We start from the raw sequence: 24,141 nt of genomic DNA on the forward strand, positions 1-24,141 counted from the left end.
GGGACTGTCAGAACGGTGTCCGCCATCCCCACCGCAGGGCTACTCTCAGCTGCCTGACACCTCGTGGGGAGGGGAGGGCGTCGATGCAGTCCCGGGCCGAACATCAGGGACATGCCACGCTGTTGGAGCGGGGGCCGGAGCTCGCCGCAGCTGCGCGTGCCGTCGAGGCGCTGTGCTCGGAGCGCGCCACCGGAGGGCTGCTGATCTACAGCGGGGAGGCCGGGCTCGGCAAGACCGCACTGCTCACCGAGGTGCGGGGCGTCGCGACCGCCCGCGGCTGCACGGTCCGCACGGCACGCGGCAGCGAGACGGCCACCGCGGTGCCCTTCCACGTCGTACGGCAGGCACTGCAGCCCGCGCTCGAAGGGATCGCCCCCGAGGAGGCGCGGGAGCTCCTCGGGGACTGGTACGACATCACCGCGCCCGCTCTCGGCCTGGCGCCGCCGACCGGCCCGCAGGCCGACCCGCAGGGAGTGCGAGACGGCCTGGACCGGGTCGTCTCCGCCCTCGCGGGCCGACTGCGCGACCGGCCCCTCGTGCTCCTCGTCGACGACGCCCACTGGTGCGACGGCGAATCGCTCGCCTGGCTCGAGTCCTTCACCGCGCGGCTCAGTACGCTCCCGCTGCTCGTCGTCCTCGCGCACCGCCCCGAGGAAGCGACCGAGGCCTCGGCCGCGCTCCTCGACGCCGCGGGTGCTGCTGCGCGCCTGCGCATCGTGCTGCACGAGCTGACCCCGGAGGCCGTGGCCGCCCTCGTCCGTGCCACGGTCGGCGACGGCGCCGACGATGCGTTCTGCCGCGAAGTCTGGGCCGTGACCAACGGCAACCCCTACGAAGCGGTCGAGCTCATCGCGAAGGTGCAGGACCACGCCCTCGAACCCGTCGACGCCTCCTCGCGCGCCCTGCGGGCCCTGGGGGCCACCGCCCGTGGCAGCGGACTCGTGTCACGCCTGGAGGGACTGGGCCCCGACACCACCAGGTTCGCCTGGGCCGCAGCCGTCCTCGGCACGGACATCTCACGGGAACTGGCCGCCTCGCTGGCCGGGTTGACGCCTGCCCGCGCCGCCGAGTGCGTGGAGCGGCTGCGTGACGCCCGCATCGTCACCGGACACGATCCGCTCGAATTCGTTCACCCGCTCATCGCCACCGCCGTGTACCGGGCCATCCCGACGGCCATGCGTACTGCCATGCACGGACGTGCAGCCTGGGCCGTCACCCGCGCAGGACTCGGCCCGGCCGCCGCCTCCCGCCACCTCCTCGAGGTTCATGCCGACGACGACCAGGAAGTCGTCCAGCAACTGCGGGAGGCCGCCCGCGAACACCTCGCCGTCGGTGCGCCCGAAGCCGCCCGTCGGTGTCTGGAACGGGCCCTGCTGGAACCACCGCGCTCCGGGATACGGGCCCATGTGCTCTACGAGCTGGGCTGCGCCACCCTGCTCACCTCACCGCCCACCACCATCCGCCATCTGCGCCGGGCCCTGGAGCTGCCCGGACTCGAGAGCGGACTCCGTGTCGATGCCACCTACCGTCTCGCCCAGGCCCTGGCGCACAACAACCAGCTGAGCGAAGCGGCACAGATGCTCGGCCACGAGGCTGCCCACACCCCGGCCGGCCCGGCCCGGATGCGGCTGCAGGCCGGTCAGTTCCTGTGGGAGGGCATGCAGGCGGTCGAGAACGACGGGCCGCTGCGCTCGCGGCGGCTCGCCGAACTCGCCGACGGCCTCATGGGCAGGGACAACGCCGAGCGTGCCCTGCTCACCATCCGGGCGTTCGACGCGATGGTCCGGGGCGAGGACGCGGAGCTCGTCGTCGATCTCTGCGACCGGGCCCTGATCGATGGGCACCCTGCCCCCGGGCTCGGCTGGACCGACACCGAATGGGGCTTCGAGCCTCCCGCCCTCGCCGGTATCAGCTATGTGTTCACCGACCGGCTCGACCGCGCCGAAGCCCTGTTCGCCGAGGGGGTGCGCGCCTATGAGATCTCGGGCTGGAGCGGAGCCCATCTCGCCTTCGCACACACCCTGCTGGGCCTTGTCCACCGGCGCCGCGGCGATCTCTCCCTGGCCGAGTCGTTCCTCCGTGAGGGGCTCCGCCTCGCCGACCGCATGGGCCGCGGCCTCCCGGTGCACTGGATCTCGGCATGTCTGCTGATCGACACTCTGCTCGCCCGCGGCGACACCGATGGCGCCATGGCAACCGCGGAACGCCATACGTTCCGTCCGCCGTACGCCAGTGCCATCGTGATGCCCGACGGTCCGTGCGTACGCGGCCGACTGCTGCTGGCGACCGGGAGAACGAAGGAGGCCGTGGCCGAACTCGAGGCCACGGGGCGAGCCTTGGAGAGCCGTGGCCGCCACAACGGGATCTGGGCGCCCTGGGCCTGTGACCTCGCCCGCGCCGTGGCGGCCGAATCCCCGGCCCGCGCCGCGCAGCTGACCCTCCGCGCCCGTGCCCACGCGGAGCGCTTCGGCACCGGAACGGCCATCGGCGAAGCCCTGCGCTGCGCCGCCTCACTCGCACCCGAACGGGAGGCGATACCGCTTCTCGCCCGAGCAGTGCGTCACCTGGAAGCATCCCCGTCCGCATACGAACACGCCCTGGCCCGCTGTGAATACGGCCTGGCCCTCCGCTCCCCCCAGGAGCTCGCCCATGCCGCCGCCCTCGCCACCACCTGCGGAGCCCCCACCCTGGCGGCGCGCGCCCGGCAGTCCCGCGCATCCATCCTGGCCGCGAAGTGAGGTATTGTTCTCCTGCGCGTACGGAAGGGGCCCAACCCCGACAATGCGCACATCGGGACGTGGCGCAGCTTGGTAGCGCACTTGACTGGGGGTCAAGGGGTCGCAGGTTCAAATCCTGTCGTCCCGACGGTGCAAGAGGGCTTCAGGCCCAGGTCAGGGCCTTGTTTCACTTCAGTGAGGCAAGGCCCTTGATCGTTTTCAGGGGCGCCGTCGCCCCATCACTTGCCAACAGCGCTGTTGATCAAGGTCGGCCGAGCGGTTCGGCCGGCCTTTCGAACCCGCCTTCCGTCATGTGTCAAGAAGTTGGCAGGGTTTGATCTTGCTTGGGCCGGGATTCTCCCTCTTTGGGGGGCTCCTCATGGTGTGCGCCCGAGCATGGGCAGGCGACCGGAAGCAGTTCTGGCGCGGTGTGCGGCCTCCGATCAGGGGTGGCGGTCCGCAAGGACGCAGAACTCGTTCCCCTCCGGGTCGACAAGGACGACCCAGCTCTCGTCGCCTTGGCCGACGTCGGCGTGTCGGGCACCCAGGTCGAGCAGGCGACGGACCTCTTCGTCCTGCTCCCTGTCGGTTGGGTTGACGTCGAGGTGGAGCCTGTTCTTGACGGTCTTGCCCTCGGGTACGTGCGCGAATGTCAACGTCGGTGGCACTGGGCCGAGGTGGTTCTTGCCTTCGGGCACCGCAGGGGAGCCAATGGTGACGATTCCGTCGTCCTCGTGTTGCACCTCGTAGTCAAGCACCGCGCACCAGAACCGGGCGAGACCGTGGGGATCGGCACAGTCGATCGCAAGCTCGGTGAACTTACTGGCCATGTCAGGACCTCCCGGTCGCGTAGCGGGTCAGCCGAAGCCACACGCTCATCGCCGTGTCCGACGGCGAGGCAAGTCGTGGGTGGTGTGCGTCCGTCGAGGGCCTGGCGGGTCGCAGAGCATTGTAGGTGTGGCGGAACGGGCTGACGTCTACGGCGAGGGCGTCGGCGAAGGTCAGGCGCTGCGAATCTCGCGACCGACTCGTCATCACGTCGCGTCGGCCTCGCTCCGATTCGTGATGGCCTCCGCCTCAGTCGATCGCGTAGGCGGTTTCGCTTCAACGGTGGCGGGACTTTCCCCCGGGGTGTGCGGCCATTGGGCCCAGTCACCGTCCGTCAGGCTCGACTACGACCCCACGCTTCCGGAGCGCCCGACCGTGATCACCGGCTGAAGAAGGCGGTTCTGATCCCCGTCTCGTTCTGACGCTCCGGTGTGTGCGTGGGCTCCCGACTTCGGGTCGGGAGCCCACGCGGATGGTCCCGGCCCGCCGGAGAACCTCATGGCGGGTGCAGCGGGGTACGGCCTACTGGCGCATGATCGTGACGATGAGTCGGCCCGTCCAGCGATTCGGGGTGCCCCGAACCCCGTAGGCGGTCCGCCGAGGGCCGTGCTCATCGGGCACGGACTTGTTGCCCACTCGCGATCACGCCGCGTTCGAGCGGCTGTGAAGCCGCCAGTACCCCACCAGTCACGGGTGGTGCCCGGCGCCGACAGCCGACTGTTCCGGCGCTTCACACGGCGTGGCATGCCCCGGAATTCGTTTGGTTCCAAAACCACGTCCTGTTTCTGACTGGGACACAGTCGCGTTGGCCGTACCGGCAATTGGCATCTCTTCCCTTTCATTGACATCGGGCCAATGAAAGGGGAGGGTGGAAATGTCCGGAAAGTTCAATTTTCGATGAATGCTCGGAGGTGCATGAAAATGCGCCGCAGGATCGTTGCCGCAGTCTCGGCGGGAGCCGCAGGGCTCGCCCTCGGCGTGATGCCTGCCAGTGGGGCCTTCGCCAATGATGCAAGGGACGACTACAGCTGCTCCGACTTCAGGGACTGGGACGGCAGTCGCCACTGCGACGACGGCTACTACTACTACGACGACGCCCGCTATTACTACGACGGCGGCTTCTTCGACAACAACCGCTTCTTCGACAGCAACCGCTTCTTCGACAGCAACGGCTTCTTCGACAACAACGGCCGTGGTGACAACGGCTTCGACCGCGGCCGCGACTTCGTGGACAACGGTCGCGGAGACAATTTCGACAATATCCGCCGTTGAGTCGTATTCCGGTTGAACGGTGCGATACGGGCCGGGTGTCGACCCGGCCCGCGCTCGTTGGTGCGGTGATGGGACGTCAGCGCATGAGTCCCGGTGGTGATGCTCTGGTGTGAAGCATTGAACGGTGCTTCACTTCTTCCATGGCCTACCGAAAGACCCCGGCAGTCGAGGATCGACTGACCGCAGCCCGTGAGCGGCTCGTGGACGAAGCGATCGCCGTCGTCGCCGAAGTGGGCTGGTCGCAGGCATCCGTGACCGCAGTCGCCGCGGCCGCCGGGATGTCGGTGGGCTCGGTGTACCAGCACTTTCCGTCGAAGGCGGCACTCGCCGTGGAGGTGTTCCGGCGCGCCGCCGGGCGTGAGGCCGATGTCCTCGGCTCGGTGCTGCGGAACAGCGACGGGGATCCGCTCGAGCGGCTCACCCATGCCGTGACCGTCTTCGCCCGACGGGCACTGGAGCGCCGGGGTGTGGCGTACGCGCTGCTCGCCGCGCCGTCCGAACCCGCCGTCGAGGCCGAGCGGCTGGAATTCCGCCGGCGCTATCGGAGCATGTTCGCCGCGGTGGTCCGGGAGGGCATCGCGGCCGGTCTGCTGCCCGAGCAGGACCCGGATGTCACCGCCGCGGCACTCACCGGGGCGGTCGGTGAGGTGCTCGTGGACCCGCTGTCCGGGCCGGCCGGAGGAGCGGACGGGGACCGGCTGGTCGCCGAGCTCGCCGCCATGTCCCTGCGCTGTGCGGGCGCTCTGCCCGCCATCGCGCCCCGTGAGTTGGAGGACTCCGATGCGCAGTAATCCCGTACGCACCCACGAGGTGACCAACCAGGTCCCGGTGCTCGCTGGACATGACGTGGCCGACGACCCCGTGCTCCTGGAAGGCGTACGGAACCAGGGCGCGGGATGGTACGAGGAGGACCTGCACCGCCTCGGACGGCTCGCCGGCTCGGAGGAAGCGCTGCGCTGGGGCGACGAGGCCAATCGCTACGAGCCCGTGCTGCGCACCCACGACCGGTACGGCAACCGCATCGACGAGGTCGACTTCCACCCCTCGTACCACGCACTCATGGACGTGGCCATCCGCGAGGGGCTGGGCGGCACGGCCTGGGCGGAGGACAAGCCCGGCGCCCATGTGGCGCGCGCGGCGGGACTGATGGTGTGGGGTTTCGCCGACCAGAGCCATCTGTGCCCCGTCTCCATGACGTACGCCGTCGTCCCGGCGCTCAGGCACGCCCCCGAACAGGCGGCCGTGTTCGAGCCACTGCTCACCGGCCGGGTGTACGACCCGGGGCTGCGCGCACCCGAGGGCAAGCGCGGTCTGCTGGCCGGCATGGGAATGACCGAGAAGCAGGGCGGTTCGGACGTACGCGCCAACACCACGGCCGCGACCCCGCAGCCGGACGGGAGCTGGCGGCTGCGCGGCCACAAGTGGTTCACCAGTGCACCGATGAACGACCTCTTCCTCGTGCTGGCCCAGGCACCCGGCGGTCTGTCCTGCTTCCTCGTACCCCGGGTGCTCCCGGACGGAAGCCGCAACACCTTCCGGATCCAGCGGCTCAAGGACAAGCTGGGCAACCGTGGGAACGCCAGCAGCGAGCCGGAGTTCGATGACACCGTGGCCTGGCTCGTCGGCCCCGAGGGGCGCGGCGTCAGGACGATCATCGAGATGGTCACCATGACCCGTCTCGACTGCATCCTCAGCTCCGCCTCCGGGATGCGCAGCGCACTCACGCTCGCCGCCCATCATGTGCGTCACCGCTCGGCATTCGGGGCCAGGCTCATCGACCAGCCGCTGATGCGCAACGTCATCGCCGATCTGGGCATCGAGTCCGAGGCCGCCACCACGGTCGCCCTGCGTGTCGCCGGCGCGGTCGACCGTGCACAGCAGGGCGACCGCCAGGAGCAGAGCTTCCTCCGTCTGGCCACGGCCGTCGCCAAGTACTGGGTCTGCAAACGCCAGCCGGTGATGGTCGCGGAGGCGCTGGAGTGCCTCGGCGGCAATGGCTTCGTCGAGGACTCGGGCATGCCCCGGCTCTACCGGGACGCCCCGCTCAACGGCATCTGGGAGGGATCCGGCAATGTCAGCGCCCTCGACGTCCTGCGCGCGCTGACCCGCGAGCCGGACTCCCTGGAGGCGTTCGGCGCCGAGATCGCGGCCGCCGCCGGCGCGGACACCCGGCTCGACGAAGCCTGGCGGCAGCTCCGCGACGAGATGAGGAACGCCGAGGACGCCCAGCTGCGTGCCCGGTGGCTCGTGGAGCGTATGGCGCTGGTCCTCCAGGGCTCGCTCCTCGTCCGGTACGCCCCTGCTGCCGTCGCCGACGCCTTCTGTGCCTCCCGGCTGGGCGGCGGCCACGGGCTGGCCTTCGGGACACTGCCGACGGGCGTGGACCGGGCGGGGATCATCGCCCGTCTTCCCGTCGCCGGGGGCTGAGCGGGGCTCGGGACGCGGACGGCGCCGCGGGGGGGGGGGGGGGGGGGGGGGGGGGGGCGGGGGGGGGGGGGGGGGGGGGGGGGGTGGGGGGGGGGGGGGGGGGGGGGGGGGGGGGGGGGGGGGGGGGGAGGGGGGGGGCCTGTCCTTTTTTTTTTGGTGGGGGGGGGGGGGGGGGGGGGGGGGGGGGGGGGGGGGGGGGGGGGGGGGATGGGGGGGGGGGCCCCCCCCCCCGCGGCGGCCGCCCTTCTCGTGCACCGCCCCGAGGGGAGCGGCTGAGGAGGTACGCCATGACGCGGACGCTGGAGTGGCAGATCGGCGTGGTCCTGGTCGAGGAGGACGGCACGACGAGGGCCCGCGCCGTTCTGGACACCGGCACCACGACGTACACCGGCCAGGGGGTCGCCCGGTGCAACCCCCAGGACGTGGACGTCCCGGAGATCGGGGACGAACTCGCCGCGAGCCGTGCCATGAAGGACCTCGCCACCCAGCTGATGCGGGTGGCGAACCGCGATCTGGAGAGCGTGGGTGCCGGACCGGGGTCCGGAGCCCCCTACGGGTGGCCCGAAGCCGCCACCTAGCGCTGTGACCGGATGGGTTCACCGGCTCGCGACGCCCTGCACGGCACTCCCCCTGGCTCCGCCGGGGTGCCCCCACCGGCCGGAGGCCGGGGGAGATCGCCCTCGTCCGGGCGTACTCGGGCGACTCCGACAACGCAGTGTGGGGGTACTCCCCCTGGCTCCGCCGGGGGTGCCCCCACCCGGCGGCAGCCGGGTGGAGTGCCGTAGCTGTCGGCGCGGGCCCGAGAGGATCGCCCGGACAGGACCTGAGGGCTGCCTGCGATCCTGGCGGATCAGCGCGGCGTCGGATGCGTGGGGGTCTACCCAGGCACCGGACACCACGGGCTTCCCGCCGAACCGTTCCGGTCAGCACTGGCAGGCCGCTCGGTGCCGGGCCGGTCCGTTGGCCGGCCAGGCCAGGAGCCCCGTCGTCAGAGCGTGAAACCGCTGCCGTACGGAGCGTAGAGATCCAGCAGGCGGATGCGCGCCGCATGGAGCCGGTGCGCGAGCACTCTGCCGACCCACTGTCCGATCGCGGAGCCGAACGTCGGGTCGGCATCCATCATCATGCGCACGGTCAGGCCGTCGAACTGCTGGGCCCGCACCGGGGTCATGGCTTCCGCGCCCAGCTGCCACACAAACGGGGGGAACAGCCATGACCAGCCCACGAGTTCACCGAAGCCCAGGTTCTCGATGACCGCCGGCCGGCGGCCGGGGACCGCCATGTGCAGGGTGATCGTGCCGGACTTGATGATCCAGAAGCGGTCGGCGAGGCGGCCCTCCTCGAAGACGCGGGTGCCCTCGGGGAACTTCACGTCCTCGGCGATCTCCAGCAGCCGGGCGCGGTGCTCGGCCGACAGGGCGGCTGTCATACGGATGGAAGAGCTGCTCATCGCTGGGCCTCCGTTTCGAGCGCCGGCTCACCTCAAGAGTCGCACGACCGGGCGCATTCTGCGGCGCCCGGAAGGGAGCCGACTCGCGGACCGTCCCGAAGCCACCGGGGTGTCCGCCTCCCCGGGTCGGACGGTGCCGAGGATCTCCGCTCCGCCGTGTCCCGCACCCGTTCAACTCCGCCCGCCCGGGGACCTCTGCGCCGCCCGGGCGTGCTCCCACCGTCGGCCGGAGCGAGGAAACCGCCGACGCCGACGGTGATGACGACGGCGACCGCAGGTACGTACCGCGGGCCTCCCGCCGGGTCCCTAGGACGCGGCCGCGTCCTTGAGTGCTTCGAGCAGGGCACGGAGCGCGGGTTGCGCCGGGGCCCCCTCCCGCACCGCGGCATGCACGGCACGTACGGGCTCGGGCCGGCGTACCTTGCGCACGACGACGCCGGGGTGTCGACTGCGCAGCCCGGTCAGCGGGATCAGGCTGATGCCGAGACCGGCTGCGACGAAACCCTGCGTCGTGGCGTAGTCCTCGCTGTCGACCACGAAATCGGGGCTGAAGCCGGCTGCGGCGCATGCGTCGAGCACGGCGTCGAGACACGGCCCCGGCCGCTCGCCACCGATCCATCGCTCGTCGGCGAGGGCGGCCAGATCCACGGTCCGCTTCGATGCGAGCGGGTGGCCGTTGGGCAGCACGAGGCGATAGGGGTCGTCCAGCAGATGCTCCAGACGGACACCGTCGGCGGACTCCCCGTGCGGGCGGACGACGAGGGCCACATCGGCCCGGCCCTGCCGTACCTCCGGCAGCGGATCCTCGGGGCCGATCAGCTTCAGGTCGACCTGCACTCCCGGATGGTCGCGGCGCAGCCGTGCGAGCGCCGGGACCACCAGTGTCGTGCCGGACGTGGCGAAATAGCGGACCGACAGCCGTCCGGTACGGCCCTCCCGCAGATCGGCCAGTTGCGTCTCGGCCTCGGTCATCCGGTGGCTGATGGCGGCGGCGTGCTCGGTGAGCAGCAGCCCGGCCGCCGTGGGCCGCACGCCCCGGCCGGCGCGTTCGAGCAGTGCCATGCCGGCCTCCTTCTCCAGAGCCGCCACCTGCTGGCTGACGGCGGAGGGGGTGTACCCGAGACGGGCGGCAGCCGCCGTCACCGAGCCGCTGTTCACCACCGCGCGCAGGATCTGCATGCGCCTCATATCTAGCATGTAGTACAGGTTAATGATTCATGCAGAACTTTTCACTTGTCCTGTCCGATCGAGCGAGTGATCGTTGGCCTACGAGCACGGCGACAGCGAGCAGGGCGAGCAGAGGAGCGACGGTATGGCGAGCGACCGCACGGCGGGCGGCGGGCTGGGCACAGCGGTGCGGATGGGCGTCCTCGCCCTGCTCTGGGGCTCCGGCTTTCTCTGGATCAAGCTCGCCCTGAACCACGGCCTGACGCCCTTGCAGATCACCGTCGTCCGCTGTGTGCTCGGTGCGGGGGTCCTGCTGGCGCTCGCGCGGTCCGGCGGGCAGAGGCTGCCGCGCGGCCGGGTGATCTGGGGCAGGCTCGTCGTGGCCGCGTTCTTCTGCAACGCCCTGCCCTTCTTCCTCTTCAGCATCGGCGAACAGAGCGTCGATTCCGGTGTCGCGGGGGTGCTCAACGCGACAACACCCCTGTGGTCGCTGCTGATCGGCATCGGCCTCGGCACGGAGCGCGGAAGTGCACTTCGCCCGGCCCGGCTGGGCGGACTTCTGCTCGGCTTCGCCGGCACCGTGCTGATCTTCGCCCCCTGGCAGCAGACCGGACTGTTCGGCCCGGGCGCCCTCGCGCTCCTGGCCGCCGCGGTCTGCTACGCCGTGGCCTTCGCCTATATGGCCCGGCACCTGACCGGCACCGGAACCCCGCCCCTCGCCCTGTCCGCCGCGCAACTGATGACCGCGAGCGCCCTCAGCGTGCTCGCCCTGCCCGTAGGGGGCGGACTCGGGCAGATACGTCCCGACCTGACGGCGCTGGTCGCCGTCACCGTCCTCGGGATCCTCGGCACCGGCGTGACCTTCCACCTCAACTACCGGCTCATCGCCGATGAAGGTGCCACGAGTGCCGCCACCGTCGGCTATCTCCTGCCGGTCGTCTCGGTCTCGCTCGGGGCCCTCGTCCTCGACGAGCGCATCGGTGCGCGAGTCGTCGTGGGAATGGTGGTCGTCCTCGTGGGCGTCGCCGTGACCCGGGGGCACGGACCGCGGCGTGGCAGGGGCCGGCGAGCGCCGGTCCACGGCGGCGGTGACGCACGGCGGGCCGACGGGGTCACTGTGTCCAGTCCTTCGTGATCTCGAGGTCGTAGCTCTCCCGGCCGAGCTCCCGCCCGTCCGCGTCCACGAAGACGCCGGTGCACCGGTAGGTGTCCCGGGCCAGATGCCCGGTCGGCAGATGCACTGGCGGGAGCACGACCTCGTACGGCCCTCCGAACCGGTAGTCGCCCAGATGGGTCTCCGTGTGCACCACGGTCACGCCCTGCCGTGTGTGTTCGTCGATGAACTTGAGTCCCGCGACATCGCTCTTCGACGGCACGCGGAACTCCAGACGCAACCGGAACTCCGCTCCCTCCTTGAGACTCACCGACGTGAGCGGTTCCCGGTCTCCGTCCCGTCCCTCACCGCCGCCGGGCGGCAGCGGCACGGCGATGTCCGGTCGTCCCTCCACCTGGATCGTCACAGCGAGCAGCTCGAAATCGCGGGATGCATTCATCGGGTACGCCAGCTTTCGCCGCTCATGGGAAGGAAGGGCCGGTAATTCAGCCTAGTCACCGGTTCGTGCCGGAAGCGGTGAGCCGGAGGGGGTGTCATAGTCGGGTGTGTCACCGGGGGCCGGACGGACCAGGAGAACCGGGATGGGGTCAGCAGGGGACGGATGGCCGGGAAGCACCGGCGAAGGAGACCGGTTCGGCGTCGAGGTGCGGCCGGGCCCCGAGCCGGACGTCGTGGTGATCGCCGTCACGGGCGAGCTGGACCACGACACGGCGGAGCCGTTTCGCGCTGCCCTGGACGAGGGCATCGCGAGCGGTGCACGACGGGTCCTGGTCGACTGCTCCGACCTGCTCTTCTGTGACTCCACGGGGCTGAACGTGCTGCTGCGCGCCCGTCTCGCGGCCCAGGAGGCCGACGCCCGGGTCGAGCTGGCGGCGCTGCGGCCCCAGGTCTCCCGGATGTTCGCCATCACGGGTGCCGGGGCGGTGTTCCCCAGGTACGCGAGCCTCGGCGAGGCTCTCGCGGAGCCACGGCAGGAGTAGTGGTGAACGCGGCCTTTCCCGCACAGGGACAGACTCGCCGGCTGGTGCTCTCCGCGTCCCGGGGAGCGGTGGGGCGCTGCCGTGACTTCAGCCGCACGGCGCTCGCCGACTGGGGGTGGCTGCCGGACAGCGGTGCGGAGGACGATCCGTACGCCCGGGCCGCATTCCCGGCCGAGGACACGGACGACCTCGAGCAGCTCGCCGGTCTCGACGAGGACGCCTACGACGACCGGGCCGACGAGCGGCTGGTCGTCTCAGAGGACGTCCTCATGGTGGTCTCCGAGCTGGTCACCAACGCCTGTCTGCACGCCGACGGGCCGCAGGAACTGGTGCTGCACTGCACGTCGGACCGGCTCCGTATCGAAGTCAGCGACGCGAGCCCGGTCCCGCCCAGCCCACGCCCGCATGCCGATCCGGCGAAACCGGGCGGTCATGGACTCGTCGTGCTGGGACGGCTCGCCCGGGCCTGGGGGTCGGAGCCGCGAGGCACCGGCAAGACCGTCTGGGCCGAGATCGCGGCGCCGCGAGGCCACCCGGAGGACGCCTGACGCCATCCGGGGTGTCGCCCGGGGGAGCGCGTGCGAGAGTCGAGAGTGAACAGAAGACGCCGAACGAGTGACACGAGGTCGGCGATGGACTCATCCGGTCAGTCACGGGACCACCCACAGGTTCACCCCCCGTCCCAGCCCCAGGGCCGTGCCGCGGGGGACACCCGGCCGTCGGCCGCACTGAGCGAAGAAGGTCTCAGAAAACTGCTGGCGGGACTCACCGCCGTGCGCGACGGGGATTTCTCCGACCGGCTCCCGGACGACGCCGGCGGCATCATGGGCGAGATCGCCGGGGTCTACAACGGCATGGTCGACCAGCTCTCCCTCGTCGCCTCCGAGGTCACCCGGGTCGCCCGCGAGGTCGGAGGCGAGGGGAGGCTCGGTGGCCACGCGCGGGTGAAGGGCGTCGGCGGCGTCTGGCAGGAGCTCACCACCGGCGTGAACACCATGGCCGACAACCTCACCTCGCAGGTGCGCTCCATCGCCCAGGTCGCGTCCGCCGTGGCCCGCGGCGACCTCACGCAGAAGATCCGCGTCGATGCACGTGGTGAGATCCTCGAGCTCAAGGAAACCATCAACACGATGGTCGAACGGCTCTCCTCCTTCGCCGAGGAGGTCACCCGGGTCGCCCGCGAGGTCGGCACCGAGGGCGACCTGGGCGGACAGGCGACCGTGCGGGGTGTGTCGGGCACCTGGAAGGACCTGACCGACAACGTCAACTCCATGGCGAACAATCTGACCAACCAGGTCCGCAACATCGCCCAGGTCACCACTGCCGTCGCCCAGGGCGACCTCACCCGCAAGATCGACGTCGACGCACGCGGTGAGATCCTCGAGCTCAAGACGACCATCAACACGATGGTCGACCAGCTGTCGTCGTTCGCCGCCGAGGTCACCCGCGTCGCCAGGGAGGTCGGAAGCGAGGGCCGCCTCGGCGGCCAGGCAGAGGTCGAAGGCGTATCAGGCACCTGGAAACGGCTCACCGAGAACGTCAATGAGCTCGCCGGCAACCTCACCCGTCAGGTCCGGGCCATCGCCGAGGTGACCAGTGCCGTCGCCGAGGGGGATCTGACCCGGTCCATCGCCGTCGAGGCCCCGGGCGAGGTGGGCGACCTGAAGGACAACATCAACTCGATGGTCGAATCGCTGCGCGCCACCACCCGCGCGAACGAGGAACAGGACTGGCTCAAGACCAATCTCGCCCGGATCTCCGGACTCATGCAGTCCAGCAACGACCTTTCACAGGTGGCCGCGGTGATCATGAACGAGGTGCCACCCCTCGTCTCGGCCCAGTACGGCGCCTTCTTCCTGGCCGAGGACGCGGCCGAAGGCGAGGGGCTCGAGCTCGTCATGACCGCCTCGTACGGTGTCCCGGCCGCACCTCCGGCACGTGGGCCCGTTCGCTTCCGTCTCGGCGAGTCACTGGTGGGCCAGGCCGCGCTCAGCCGCCGCACCATAGCCGTCGACGATCTGCCTCCCGGCTTCGTCACCATCTCCTCGGGGCTCGGATCCAGCACACCCGAGGCCCTGATCGTGCTGCCCGTCGTGGTGGAGGACCAGGTGCTCGGCGCGGTGGAACTCGCCGCGCTGCGCCCCTTCACCCGTACCCACCGTGATTTCCTCGACCAGTTCATCGAGACGGTCGGTGTCAATGTCAGCTCGCTGAACGCCCACGCCCGCACCGACGAACTGCTCGACCAGTCCCAGCGGCTGACCGCTGAACTCCGGGCCCGTTCACAGGAGTTGCAGGCCCGGCAGGAGGAGCTCCAGCGCTCCAACGCCGAACTTGCGGAGAAGGCGGCCCTGCTCGCCGACCGCAACCAGGACATCGAGCGCAAGAACCTGGAGATCGAACAGGCCAGGCAGGAACTGGAGGAGCGGGCCAAACAGCTCTCCCGCACCTCCATGTACAAGTCCGAGTTCCTCGCCAACATGAGCCATGAGCTGCGCACCCCGCTGAACAGCCTGCTCATCCTGGCCCAGCTGCTCGCCCAGAACCCCGAAGGAAATCTGACGGAGAAGCAGGTCGACTACGCCGAGGTCATCCACTCCGCCGGCTCGGACCTGCTCCAGCTGATCAACGACATCCTCGACCTGTCCAAGGTCGAGGCGGGCAAGATGGACGTCCACCGTGAGCCGTTCCCGCTCGACCGGCTTCTGGAGTACGTCGAAATGACCTTCCGGCCGCTGGCGAGCGAGCAGAACCTGGAGTTCAGGGTCGTCACTGCGGACGATGTGCCCGCCGACATCACGACCGACGAGACGCGACTCCGTCAGGTGCTGCGCAATCTGCTCTCCAACGCGGTGAAGTTCACCGAGCAGGGCAGTGTCGAGCTCAGGGTGGAAAACGCCACCGACGACGAACTCCCCACCCCGCTGCGCGGTCTGCCGGTGGTCGCCTTCCGGATTCGGGACACCGGTGTCGGCATCGCGCCGGAGTACCTGGAGTCCATCTTCGGAGCGTTCCAGCAGGGCGCTGTCACCACCGGCCGCCGCTACGGTGGCACCGGCCTCGGGCTGTCCATCAGCCGCGAACTCGCCCAGCTCCTCAGCGGTGTGATCGTCGCCGAGAGCCGGCCGGGCGAGGGCAGCGTCTTCACCTTCTACGTACCCGTCGGCGGTCAGCTCCCCGATCAGCCGCCGCCCGGACTCACCACGCGCGGATCCGCCGGCGGACGGACCCGCGAGGAGCAGCGGTCCACCCGCGAGGGGACCCTCGCCGGGCGAACCGTGCTGATCATCGACGACGACGTCCGGAACGTGTACGCGCTCACCGAGATCCTGGAGGCCGAGGGGGTGAGCGTGCTCACGGCCGACGACGGGCGCTCCGGAATCGATCTGCTCGTCGCGCACCCGGACGTGGACCTGATCGTGATGGACGTGATGATGTCCGGGATGGACGGCTACAGCGCCACCGCGGCCATCAGGAAGCTGCCGCGCTTCGCCACCGTGCCCGTCATCGTCGTCACCGCCAAGGCCATGCCGGGCGACCGGGCCAAGAGCCTCGCGGCCGGGGCCAACGACTACATCACCAAACCGGTCGACGCGTACGACTTGGTCGCGCGGGTGCGCAAATGGCTCACCGCGGCGGGCGGGCGCTGAGCCCGGCACGGCACGGGCCGTGTGTCTGTGATCCCTGCGGAACGCCCGTGACTCAGTCGACCTGGACGACCACCAGGCTGGTGTCGTCGTCGGTGTCGCCCGTTGCTGTTCCCAGCAGCCGGTCCGTCCGTTCGTCCAGACCGCCCGCACCGAGGCGTTCCGCCGCCTGCCGCAGTCCGGCCAGGCTCTCGTCGAGTCCGGTGTGGCGGCGCTCCACCAGGCCGTCGGTGTAGAGCATCAGAGCGTCACCGGGCGCCAGCTGTGTCATCGTCTCCGTGTACTCGGCGGACGGCATCGCGCCCAGCAGGATGTTCCGCGGAGGATCGAGGAATCCCGCCCTGCCGTCGCGGAGCAGCAGCGGCGGAAGATGTCCCGCACTGGCCCAGCAGAGCGTCCGGTCCGACGGGTCGTACAGGGCGCACACGGCGGTGGCGGTCGGATGCCCGTGCGTATGCATGGTGACCTCGTTGAGCCAGGCCATCAGCCGTGCGGGCGAATGACCGGTGTAGGCGAGCCCGCGCAGCGCGTTCCGCAGCGCGACCATGCCGGTCACCGAGTCGATACCGTGCCCCGCGATGTCGCCGACGGCCACCAGCACCCGCCCGGTCGGCAGCGGCAGCACGTCGTACCAGTCGCCGCCCACCCGGTACTCCTCCGCTGCGGGCCGGTAGCGTGCCGTGACCTGCAGTCCCGGCAGCCGCTGCAGTACCGGCACTTCGGGGACGATCGCCTGCTGCAGCTGGAGCACCAGCTGATGGCGCAGCGCCGCCTGGGCCTGCGCGGCGGTCAGCCGGTCGAAGGTGGCGGTGAGTGCGACCTCGGTGTGGTGCTGCGCCGAGACGTCCTGGTACACCCCGGTGATCCCGGTGAGCACACCACCTGTCTGCAACGGCTCGGCGGCGATCCGGACATGGCGCAGCCCGCCGTCCTCCCTGAGCACACGGACGACCGTGTGCGCGCCCTGATGGCGCTGGGTCAGTTCGGTCAGCAGGTCGGCCAGATTCGCGGCCTCGTCCGGGTGCAGCTGCGGCGCGAGACGGCGCAGCGGCACCGGGGGAGTACCCGGCTCGAGGCCGAAGATGCGGTACGCCTGCTCGCTCCACCGGGATGTCCCGGCGATGAGGTCGTCCTCGAACTCGGCCAGGTTCTCCAGCCTGCCCAGCACCCGGCTCACCGACATGCCCGGGTCGGTGGCGTCGTGCCAGAACACGACGGTCCTGCCGGTCCCGACGGGCAGCACCCGGACGTCATGGAGCGGGTCGGGGCCACTGGTCCGGTGGGCGACGGGCAGCCGGGCCGCACGCTGCGGCGCGGCCGACTCGTGGGCCACCCGGGCCAGCCGTACGAGATCGCGTTCGATCGCCGGGAACACCTGGGCCAGCGGCCGGCCCGCCGTCCCGTGCACACGGCCCGCCGAATCCAGTGCGGGCCGGTTGAGATGTTCGATGTGCAGGGCCCCGGACGCGGGTTCGGTGCGCAGGACCATCGCCGGATGTGTGAGCAGATCGAGGAGGGGGGCGAGCACGGCAGGCTCTGCCGGGCCCTCCGCGGCCGCGTCGAGGATCCGCGCCGCCGGGACCGCCAGGCCGATGAGCGCCCGCTGCACCGACTCGTCCAGCTCGCGGGGGCCGGGCCAGTCGGCGACGGCCAGTCCCGTGACGATGGCTCGCCGACGCAACGGAAGCACGGCACGGGCGGCGTCCGGCGTGGATCCTGGCAGGCGTTCGCCCCGGCGTGGACCGTCCGGGAACCACTCCGGAGCGGCCTCCGTCAGTGCCCGGTGCAGAGGGCTGCCGGCAGCGGGTGGCACCCACTGCCAGTGCGCGGCCTCGAGCGGGCTCACCCCGGCCCGCCCTGCCAGCTCCAGACAGTCCGTTTCCGTGCGCCTGAACAGCCAGAGCCCACGCACCCCGAGCGGGCGCAGCCCGCCGTCCAGCACGGTCTCGGCGACCTCGTCGGCGCTCCCGCCGGTCATGGCGGCCGCTTCGGCCGCGGCCTCCGTGTATCGGGCCCGGCGCGTCTGCGCCCTGCCGTTGTCCATGTCCTCGTCGTGGCCGGCAGAGAAACCGGTCGTCCCGGACGCACCGTTGAGGACGTCAGCGGCGAGATCCTCCGGGGTGACACCTGCGGACTCGGCCAGCTGGGAGAGATGGTCCAGGGCGTCGGCGGGTGTGAGGGAGAGCTGTGCGACCAGGGCCCCCGTCGCGAGATCGAGCAGATGACGGTGTGCGAGATCGCGGCGCAGGGCTGCCAGTTCGGCGGTCAGCTCGGTGACCGCGGTGGCAAGCTGGTCGGGCTCCGGTTCGTTCCGCCCTCGATCGGGCATGGTCATAGGGTCTCCAGCGTGACGAACCGGATTTTACTCGCAGGTCAGACGCCACGCTTCCGTTCCGGCCGCCGCTCAGCGCCGTTTCGTGAGCCGCGGCTGCGCTGGTCGTGCGCCGTGGGGCTCTGGGGCCGGGTGCCGTCGCCGCAGCGGTCACGCAGTTCTTCCGCCTTGCGGCGCAGCCGTGCCCGGTGCTCCGGATCGTTGCAGCGGTCGGCTCCACGGGACAGCTCCTCGGCCATCATCCGAAGCTCCTCCGGCGTTCTGACCGGTTCACCTGATGTGGTCATGGCTCCTCCTTCCAGGGCCATGAGCCAGGCAAACACGACCGGATCACACGCGCATCCCCGTTCGTCACCCGCCGTGACGAACAGCTCTCCTACCTGGGATATTCCTCCTGAAAGTCGCCCTGGGCGCCATCGGGGCCGGCCTGGAGCTCATGCTCGCCGCGCTCCCGCAACTCCTGCGCGCGAAGGCGGAGCCGTTCGCGCTCGCCGGGGTCGGAGGTGCGCTCCGCCCTGCGTGCCAGCCCGTCGGCCTTTTCCTGCAGGGCCTCCGCACGGATCCGTGGATCTCGTTGGCTGTTCATGAGGGGGGACTTCCCGGTCTTTTCCGGGATAACCAGTGGTATCGCGGGCAGGCGCGCGATAGGGCAGCGAAGGGAGTGAAGGGGATGTCACAGCTCGTCAAGGACGTGATGACGGCAGGCGTGCTGACACTGTCTCCCGAGGCGTCGCTCGTGGAGGCCGCCCGGCTCATGCGGGACAGGGACATCGGGAATGTGATGGTCGCCGAGGGGGAGCGGCTGCTCGGCGTACTGACGGACCGCGACATCGCCGTCCGGTCGGTCGCCATGGGTCACAACCCGCTCGTCATGCCCGTCCGCTCGGTGTGCACTCCGGACGTCCTCACGGTGCGTCCGGACGCCGAGGCGTCGGAAGCGGTGGACCTGATGCGGGCCCACTTGGTGCGGCGGCTCGCCGTGGTCGAGGACGGCAGGCCGATGGGCGTGATCACGTTGGGTGATCTCGCGAGGGCTTGTGATCCGCGGTCCGCGCTTGCCGGGATCAGCTCCGGTCCGCCGAACAGCGGCGCCTGAGGCCGAACAGCGGCGCCTGAGTTGCCGAACAGTGGCGCCTGAGGCCGAACAGTGGCGCCTGAGGCCGAACAGTGGCGCCTGAGTTCCAGACAAGGCGGCGCGGCTGGGGCCCCGCAGGCATGCACATGCCCGCGCTGGCCCACTACCGGGCCAAGGTGGCCTGACGGCGGGCCTCGAAGACGGAGGCCACCGCCGGGAGGGCGCGCCGCATGACGTGTGCCCCGCATGCCTGCCGGGTCCTCGTGCGTGTCATCACCTGGCCCACGTACGTCACATATGGCCCTTCGAGTAGTAGTACCGCTCGATGCCCGTCATGTCGTGGTCGCCCCGCCCGCTCTCGAAGTCCGGGGACTCCTTGATGTCGCCCTTCGTGGCGTTCAGGTACAGGGTCCTGCTCTCGTGGTCGATCCGCTTCACGAGCCCGGCCGGCACCAGCACCCGGTGACCGAAGATCCACGGCCCGGTCTCCACCACGAGATACGACCGGACGACGTCCTCTGAGTGCTTGTCGACCTTTCCGATGGAACCGTCGGTCGCCTCGACCTTGTACCCGATGAGCTGCGCCCCCGGTGCGTATCCCGCAGACTCGGAAAATCCCCAGATATCTGCACCCATGGCGTTGTCCTTTCCTCTGCATGTGCCCGTACCCGCCGTCGGCCGGCTCAACCGGCGACCGCCGGCGGGTCGGGTGTGCGCCGAGGCCTGGAAAGGGGCGGGCCCGCAGCGGCGAATCCAGGACCGCCGGGCGGACGCCGGCCGAGGTCGTCTCGTCGGGCCGCCGCGGCGAACTGCGTTCCCGCAAGGGCGCAGGGGCCGACTTGCACCAGCTCCATGAGGAGGCCGAGTCCGGCACCATCGACGGCCGCTCGAAAGAGGAACAAGACGGAGCTGCGCCCCCGAGTTGGGTTACGACGGAGTGCTCGGAGTTTCACGGCCCGCTTCGGATGCCCGCCGAGAAAATAGTAGCCATGTACATAGTAGTCATGTACTGTATAGGTGTGAGTTCAGCAGCTGAGAGCGCCACGGCGGGGTTTCTGGTCTGGCGCCTGTCGATGAAGTGGCGGGTGGCCGTCGACCGGGCGGTCGCGCCGCTGGGTCTGACCCATGCCCAGTACGCGTTGATGGCCTCGCTGTACGGCATGCGGCGCTCCGGGCTGCGGCCCAGTCAGCGCCGGCTCGCCGACCACACAGGGCTCGAACCTTTGTACGTTTCCAAGCTCGCCCGCGCCCTGGAGGCCGCCGGACTCGTCGCCCGCACCCGGGACCCGAGCGACCCGCGCGCCATGCAGCTGTCGCTCACCGAGCAAGGGTGCGACGTCACACGTCGCGCGATCAACGTGGTCCAGGGCCTGCTGGACCAGTTGCTGGAGCCGCTCGGGGGACAGGACAGCCCGCGTACACGGCAGTTCACCCGCGAGCTGGCGACCCTGCTCGATGCACCTCTTCATCCGCACACCGAGAACGACAAGGAGCAGTCATGACCACCACCGCACCCACGGCCAATGGCCGGGTCATCGCTTTGGCGCACTATGCCGGGCGTGCCCTCCTGGAGGGCGTGCTGGCCCGCCACGGCGCCACGTTCCAGCAGAGTGTGACGCTCCGGGCCCTCGTGGTCGCGGGCGAGTCCATCGGCCGCGACGAACTCGTCGGCGACGTCAGCGGCTCGCTGAAGACCGACGAGTCGGTCGTGCGCGGTGTGGTCGACGAGCTGACGGCGGCGAAGCTGCTGGAGGAGGACCCGGCGGAGGCGTCCCGGATACGGCTCACGGACGCCGGACGGGAGCTCTACGAGAGCACCGGCGCAGAGACCGCCGAGATCTCCGCCCGGCTGTACGCCGGTATTCCGGCCGAGGACCTTGCGGTCGCCGGCCGCGTGTTGGGGCTGGTCACGCAGCGCGCGAACGCTGAGCTGGCCCGCGCCTGAGGTTCTGTCCCGCTCCTCACGGTCGGAGCCGGTTGCCCGCTGTCCCGGCGTGATGACCGGCGACGGCGGGGCCCTCTCTCCGTTGCGACGGGGCCTTCGACGGTGGCAGGAGCAAGGATCTCGGCAATCCTCACTCCTGCTGGTCCGAGGCACTTCCACGTTCGTGAGCTGGACGGCCGGCCACGCGAAAGCCGGGACCGGAGCCCGGTGCCGGGCGGGTCAGTCGTTGCGTCGCGGTTTGCCGAACTCTTCGATCAGCACGGGATACTGCTCCCCACCGTGCCCGGCGGCGATCGAGCGCTCGGCCATTTCCTTGATCAACTTCGGTAGTTCGGCGTTGACGCCCACCGCCTCGCTCTCCTCTATCAAGTGCGCCATCGACCGCACCTCGGTCTCCAGGGCCGACACCTCGGCCGGGAAGGAGCCGCTGTCGATCTGCTCGGCGTACCCAGGCAGCCATTCGGCCACACCGGCAGCAATCTGCTGCGCAAACGGCGCATACGTGGCCGCGTCGACACCGGCCGTCCTGAGCAGGGCAGTGCCCTGGAGCCAGGCGTTCAGGACGCTCCACATCATGGCCAGTCCGGCCACGTCGTACAGGGACGCCAGCCCATGGTCCGCGCCAAGGTAGGTGACGGTGCCGAGCGCGTCGAGTGTCGACTTGTGCGCCTCGAAGTGCGACTGCGGCCCGCTGTGCAGAATCACCGCCTCGGCGGACCCGATCGCCGACGGGATGGCCATGATGGCGCCGTCCAGGTAATGGGCTCCGCGCTGCTCGGCCCACCGGGCGGCGTCCCGGGCCTGGGCTGAGTCGCCCGAGGTCACGTTGATCAACATTGTGCCGTCCAGCGCGATGTCGCGCGCGCCGAGCAGCTCGTGCACGGCCTGGTAGTCGGTGACGCACATGATCGTCAGGGAACCTGCCTTGAGCGCGTCGCCAAGCGTTGGCGCCAGCCGTGCGCCCTCGGCCACCAGTTGGGCGGCCTTGGAGGTCGTCCGGTTCCACACGGTTGTGGGATGTCCGGCCTTCAGGAACGCGCCGGCGAGTGCCTGGCCCATCCGTCCAAGTCCGATGACTGTCACGGGTGTATCGGTTCTGTTGTTCATGGCAGCATCGTCAACGTTGATACCGGTGTGAAGGTCAAGCGAGGTTTCGATGCGGATCGGGGAACTGGGTCGTCGGACGGGCGTCAACGCCCATCAGTTGCGCTATTACGAGGCCCAGGGCCTGCTGGAGGCAGACCGCGGCGCGAATGGATACCGCGAGTACGACGAGAACGCCGTGCTGCGGGTGAAGCAGATCCGGCACCTGCTGGGCGCCGGTTTGTCCTCCGAGGACATCGCGTACCTGCTGCCCTGTGCGGTCGGAGAGGCCCCGGAGCTGCCCGGCTGTGCCGAGTTGTTGGCCGCGATGCGGTCACGGCTGCGGCGACTGGACGATCAGATGGAGAGGCTCGCTCAGTCCCGCGACGCTCTTGCCGACTACATCGATGCAGCCGAACGCATGGGCAGCGCGAACTACCCGCCCTTCGACGACGCCGACTTGGAGCCCGTCCCCGCCTGAGCAGCCGGCGTGTCCCGGACTGCGGAACCGTCGGTCCCGCCCAGCACGGGCGGGCGCCGGGCACCATCACGGCGAAGGAGCACCACGCGGCGTCCGCGCACCACAAGGCCGCCCCGCCCTGGTGCGGCACCAGGGTCCGCGAGTCCGCGGCAGGGGAACGAGGTCGCTGCGTAATAAGGGGCTCGCGGCTAACGGCCGCGACTCCTCCTGAACGCCGTCGTCGGCCAACAGCCCCTCCCGCAGCGTCGACAGGACGCGCGTCAGTAGTCGGGACACATGCATCTGGGAGATCCCGAGCCGCTCGCCGATTTCCGACTGGGTCAGCTCCTCGCCGAAGCGCAGCGACAGGATCGTCCGTTCCCGCTCGGGCAGACCGGCGATCAGCGGCTTCAGGCACTCCAGGCACTCGACGATGTCGAGCGCCGGCTCCTCGGCGCCCAGTCGTCGGGCCAGAGGGCTCACTGCGTCGTCGTCCTCGAGGGGCTCCATGGACCGGGCGACGTATCCGTTGGCGGCACGCTGGCCCTCCACCACTTCGGCCTCGGTCACGCCGAGTCGGTCGGCGAGTTCGGCCGTGGTGGGGGCGTGTCCCAGTTCCTGTTCCAGGCCGTCGTACGCCTTGGCGAGGTCCAGGCGCAGTTCCTGGAGCCGCCGGGGTACGCGGACTGCCCAACTGGTGTCGCGGAAGAAGCGCTTGATCTCGCCGACGATGGTGGGCAGCGCGAAAGAGGTGAACTCGACCTCGCGTTCGACATCGAAGCGGTTGATCGCCTTGATCAGGCCGACCGTGCCGACCTGCACGATGTCCTCCATGGGCTCGCTGCGGTCGCGGAAGCGGCCTGCCGCGAACTTCACCAGGCTCAGGTTCAGTTCCACCAGAGAGTTACGGACGTACGAGTACTCCGCCGTTCCCTCTTCCAGTGTGTGCAGTCGCCGGAAGAGGGCCACCGACAGGGCCCTCGCGTCCATCGTGCTGATGGTCCGGGGATCCGGAATCTCCGGGAGGCCGTCCGGTGCTGCCGACCGCCCCGGCCGGGCGGCACGGACGTCAGCGTCTCGGGTGAAGCGGGACATGAGGCTCCTTCGAGGAGGTGGGGCCTGCGTCACCGACTGCGGCGGGACGGTCGGTCGACCTCCACTCTCCTGATGCCCATTTGTTCTGATTTGATGCCTTTTACCCCCGTCGTCATGCCCCCTGCGGGTGCGTAGCGTGAGGGGTGTAGAACCGTGTGTGCTCGCCCCAGCCCTTTCTGTCAGGGCAGGTAGCGCTCCAGTGCCGCGGCGCCTTTCTCCTCGATCTCTTTGCGGGCGCGTTCGACGTTCGCGGGCGTGCATTCACGGCCGGACGCCATCACCAGATCCTCGGGGTCGAAGGGGCGTTCCGATCCGGTCCAGATCCGCATCGGCGCCCTTGTGCGCTCCGGCTCTTCGCTCTTGTCCTGCGTCATGTTCTGCCTCCGGGCGAATCCCGTGTCATGTGGCTGAGTACCAGCATCACGCCGGATCGCCCTGAGCGCAGCCCGGATGCGCGTACGAATTCGGTGCGTGTGCAGACGATGACGGGCCGGGGTGTCGCACCGGCCGCGACACCCCGGCCCGTCATCGCCGCGGGAGGTCCCTCGG

General features: G+C 70.2%; 23 protein-coding genes, 1 tRNA gene and 1 pseudogene. 14 read left to right on the plus strand and 11 right to left on the minus strand.

Annotated elements, in window-relative coordinates:
* The first annotated feature begins 83 nt into the window (after positions 1-83).
* Together AC068D_RS03645 and AC068D_RS03650 are read left to right on the plus strand one after the other, a co-directional pair.
* The gene (locus tag AC068D_RS03645) at positions 84-2,738 is read left to right on the plus strand and encodes an ATP-binding protein (protein WP_478821259.1); all 2,655 of its coding nucleotides are present in this window, start codon (positions 84-86) and stop codon (positions 2,736-2,738) included.
* 53 nt (positions 2,739-2,791) lie between these two features.
* Positions 2,792-2,865, plus strand: a tRNA-Pro gene (locus AC068D_RS03650).
* Between the two features lie 295 nt (positions 2,866-3,160).
* Here AC068D_RS03650 and AC068D_RS03655 read toward each other — a convergent pair.
* The gene (locus AC068D_RS03655) at positions 3,161-3,547 is read right to left on the minus strand and encodes a VOC family protein (RefSeq protein ID WP_478821260.1); all 387 of its coding nucleotides are present in this window, start codon (positions 3,545-3,547) and stop codon (positions 3,161-3,163) included.
* Between the two features lie 919 nt (positions 3,548-4,466).
* On the opposite strand from AC068D_RS03655, the gene AC068D_RS03660 reads away from it, so the two are divergent.
* The 4 genes from AC068D_RS03660 to AC068D_RS03675 all read left to right on the plus strand — a co-directional run bounded on the left by AC068D_RS03660 (position 4,467) and on the right by AC068D_RS03675 (position 7,822).
* A complete protein-coding gene (locus AC068D_RS03660) occupies positions 4,467-4,817 on the plus strand; it encodes a hypothetical protein (RefSeq protein WP_478821261.1) in 351 nt (116 codons plus the stop codon).
* Positions 4,818-4,957: 140 nt separating this feature from the next.
* Positions 4,958-5,608 carry a TetR/AcrR family transcriptional regulator gene (locus AC068D_RS03665; protein ID WP_478821262.1) on the plus strand — a complete coding sequence of 217 codons (651 nt, stop codon included), beginning with the start codon at positions 4,958-4,960 and terminating at the stop codon, positions 5,606-5,608.
* Positions 5,598-7,244, plus strand: a complete 1,647-nt coding sequence (locus AC068D_RS03670; protein WP_478821263.1) for an acyl-CoA dehydrogenase family protein — start codon at positions 5,598-5,600, stop codon at positions 7,242-7,244. The genes AC068D_RS03665 and AC068D_RS03670 overlap by 11 nt, the downstream gene beginning before the upstream one ends.
* A 287-nt stretch (positions 7,245-7,531) precedes the next feature.
* Complete coding sequence (locus AC068D_RS03675) at positions 7,532-7,822, plus strand: DUF1876 domain-containing protein (RefSeq protein ID WP_478821264.1); 291 nt, start codon at positions 7,532-7,534, stop codon at positions 7,820-7,822.
* Positions 7,823-8,232: 410 nt separating this feature from the next.
* On the opposite strand, the gene AC068D_RS03680 is transcribed toward AC068D_RS03675, so the two are convergent.
* Both AC068D_RS03680 and AC068D_RS03685 read right to left on the minus strand, forming a co-directional pair.
* The gene (locus AC068D_RS03680) at positions 8,233-8,694 is read right to left on the minus strand and encodes a Crp/Fnr family transcriptional regulator (protein WP_478821265.1); all 462 of its coding nucleotides are present in this window, start codon (positions 8,692-8,694) and stop codon (positions 8,233-8,235) included.
* A gap of 306 nt (positions 8,695-9,000) precedes the next feature.
* A complete protein-coding gene (locus AC068D_RS03685; protein ID WP_478821266.1) occupies positions 9,001-9,891 on the minus strand; it encodes a LysR family transcriptional regulator in 891 nt (296 codons plus the stop codon).
* Positions 9,892-10,006: 115 nt separating this feature from the next.
* Between AC068D_RS03685 and AC068D_RS03690 the strand changes: the two genes are divergently transcribed.
* Positions 10,007-10,996 carry a DMT family transporter gene (locus AC068D_RS03690; RefSeq protein ID WP_478821267.1) on the plus strand — a complete coding sequence of 330 codons (990 nt, stop codon included), beginning with the start codon at positions 10,007-10,009 and terminating at the stop codon, positions 10,994-10,996.
* Here AC068D_RS03690 and AC068D_RS03695 read toward each other — a convergent pair.
* Complete coding sequence (locus tag AC068D_RS03695; RefSeq protein WP_478821268.1) at positions 10,974-11,414, minus strand: rho GDP-dissociation inhibitor; 441 nt, start codon at positions 11,412-11,414, stop codon at positions 10,974-10,976. The two genes, AC068D_RS03690 and AC068D_RS03695, sit on opposite strands and share 23 nt — an antisense overlap.
* 142 nt (positions 11,415-11,556) lie before the next feature.
* On the opposite strand from AC068D_RS03695, the gene AC068D_RS03700 reads away from it, so the two are divergent.
* The 3 genes from AC068D_RS03700 to AC068D_RS03710 all read left to right on the plus strand — a co-directional run bounded on the left by AC068D_RS03700 (position 11,557) and on the right by AC068D_RS03710 (position 15,605).
* Positions 11,557-11,955, plus strand: a complete 399-nt coding sequence (locus AC068D_RS03700; protein ID WP_478821269.1) for an STAS domain-containing protein — start codon at positions 11,557-11,559, stop codon at positions 11,953-11,955.
* A gap of 2 nt (positions 11,956-11,957) precedes the next feature.
* Positions 11,958-12,503 carry an ATP-binding protein gene (locus AC068D_RS03705; RefSeq protein ID WP_478821270.1) on the plus strand — a complete coding sequence of 182 codons (546 nt, stop codon included), beginning with the start codon at positions 11,958-11,960 and terminating at the stop codon, positions 12,501-12,503.
* Between the two features lie 84 nt (positions 12,504-12,587).
* On the plus strand, positions 12,588-15,605 hold the full coding sequence (locus AC068D_RS03710) for a HAMP domain-containing protein (RefSeq protein WP_478821271.1): 3,018 nt from the start codon (positions 12,588-12,590) through the stop codon (positions 15,603-15,605).
* Between the two features lie 52 nt (positions 15,606-15,657).
* Here the strand turns inward: AC068D_RS03710 and AC068D_RS03715 are convergent, their stop codons facing one another.
* The 3 genes from AC068D_RS03715 to AC068D_RS03725 form a co-directional block, all read right to left on the minus strand.
* A complete protein-coding gene (locus tag AC068D_RS03715; RefSeq protein ID WP_478821272.1) occupies positions 15,658-17,931 on the minus strand; it encodes a SpoIIE family protein phosphatase in 2,274 nt (757 codons plus the stop codon).
* A gap of 44 nt (positions 17,932-17,975) precedes the next feature.
* Positions 17,976-18,221, minus strand: coding sequence for a DUF6381 family protein (locus tag AC068D_RS03720; RefSeq protein WP_478821273.1), 246 nt, complete (start codon positions 18,219-18,221; stop codon positions 17,976-17,978).
* 89 nt (positions 18,222-18,310) lie between these two features.
* Positions 18,311-18,520, minus strand: a complete 210-nt coding sequence (locus tag AC068D_RS03725) for a DUF6381 family protein (RefSeq protein ID WP_478821274.1) — start codon at positions 18,518-18,520, stop codon at positions 18,311-18,313.
* A gap of 84 nt (positions 18,521-18,604) precedes the next feature.
* Here AC068D_RS03725 and AC068D_RS03730 point away from each other — a divergent pair, with 84 nt between their 5' ends.
* Positions 18,605-19,030 (plus strand): CBS domain-containing protein, encoded by a 426-nt coding sequence (locus AC068D_RS03730; RefSeq protein ID WP_478821275.1) that lies wholly within the window; start codon positions 18,605-18,607, stop codon positions 19,028-19,030.
* 270 nt (positions 19,031-19,300) lie between these two features.
* Here the strand turns inward: AC068D_RS03730 and AC068D_RS03735 are convergent, their stop codons facing one another.
* Entirely contained in the window at positions 19,301-19,645 is a 345-nt protein-coding gene (locus tag AC068D_RS03735; protein ID WP_478821276.1) for a PRC-barrel domain containing protein, read from the minus strand.
* 368 nt (positions 19,646-20,013) lie between these two features.
* Here AC068D_RS03735 and AC068D_RS03740 point away from each other — a divergent pair, with 368 nt between their 5' ends.
* On the plus strand, positions 20,014-20,511 hold the full coding sequence (locus AC068D_RS03740; protein ID WP_478821277.1) for a MarR family winged helix-turn-helix transcriptional regulator: 498 nt from the start codon (positions 20,014-20,016) through the stop codon (positions 20,509-20,511).
* Positions 20,508-20,954: a MarR family winged helix-turn-helix transcriptional regulator gene (locus AC068D_RS03745; protein ID WP_478821278.1), complete on the plus strand. Its 447-nt coding sequence runs from the start codon at positions 20,508-20,510 to the stop codon at positions 20,952-20,954. The genes AC068D_RS03740 and AC068D_RS03745 overlap by 4 nt, the downstream gene beginning before the upstream one ends.
* Before the next feature lie 219 nt (positions 20,955-21,173).
* Here AC068D_RS03745 and AC068D_RS03750 read toward each other — a convergent pair whose 3' ends face one another.
* A complete protein-coding gene (locus tag AC068D_RS03750) occupies positions 21,174-22,061 on the minus strand; it encodes an NAD(P)-dependent oxidoreductase (protein WP_478821279.1) in 888 nt (295 codons plus the stop codon).
* 49 nt (positions 22,062-22,110) lie between these two features.
* On the opposite strand from AC068D_RS03750, the gene AC068D_RS03755 reads away from it, so the two are divergent.
* Complete coding sequence (locus AC068D_RS03755; protein ID WP_478821280.1) at positions 22,111-22,518, plus strand: MerR family transcriptional regulator; 408 nt, start codon at positions 22,111-22,113, stop codon at positions 22,516-22,518.
* Positions 22,519-22,734: 216 nt separating this feature from the next.
* On the opposite strand, the pseudogene AC068D_RS03760 reads toward AC068D_RS03755, so the two are convergent.
* Positions 22,735-23,592 (minus strand): annotated as a pseudogene (locus AC068D_RS03760) (SigB/SigF/SigG family RNA polymerase sigma factor); the annotation flags it as partial.
* Positions 23,593-23,771: 179 nt separating this feature from the next.
* Entirely contained in the window at positions 23,772-23,966 is a 195-nt protein-coding gene (locus tag AC068D_RS03765) for a hypothetical protein (RefSeq protein WP_478821403.1), read from the minus strand.
* Positions 23,967-24,141 lie beyond the last annotated feature (175 nt).

Source organism: Streptomyces sp. NPDC043861, assembly GCF_056435905.1.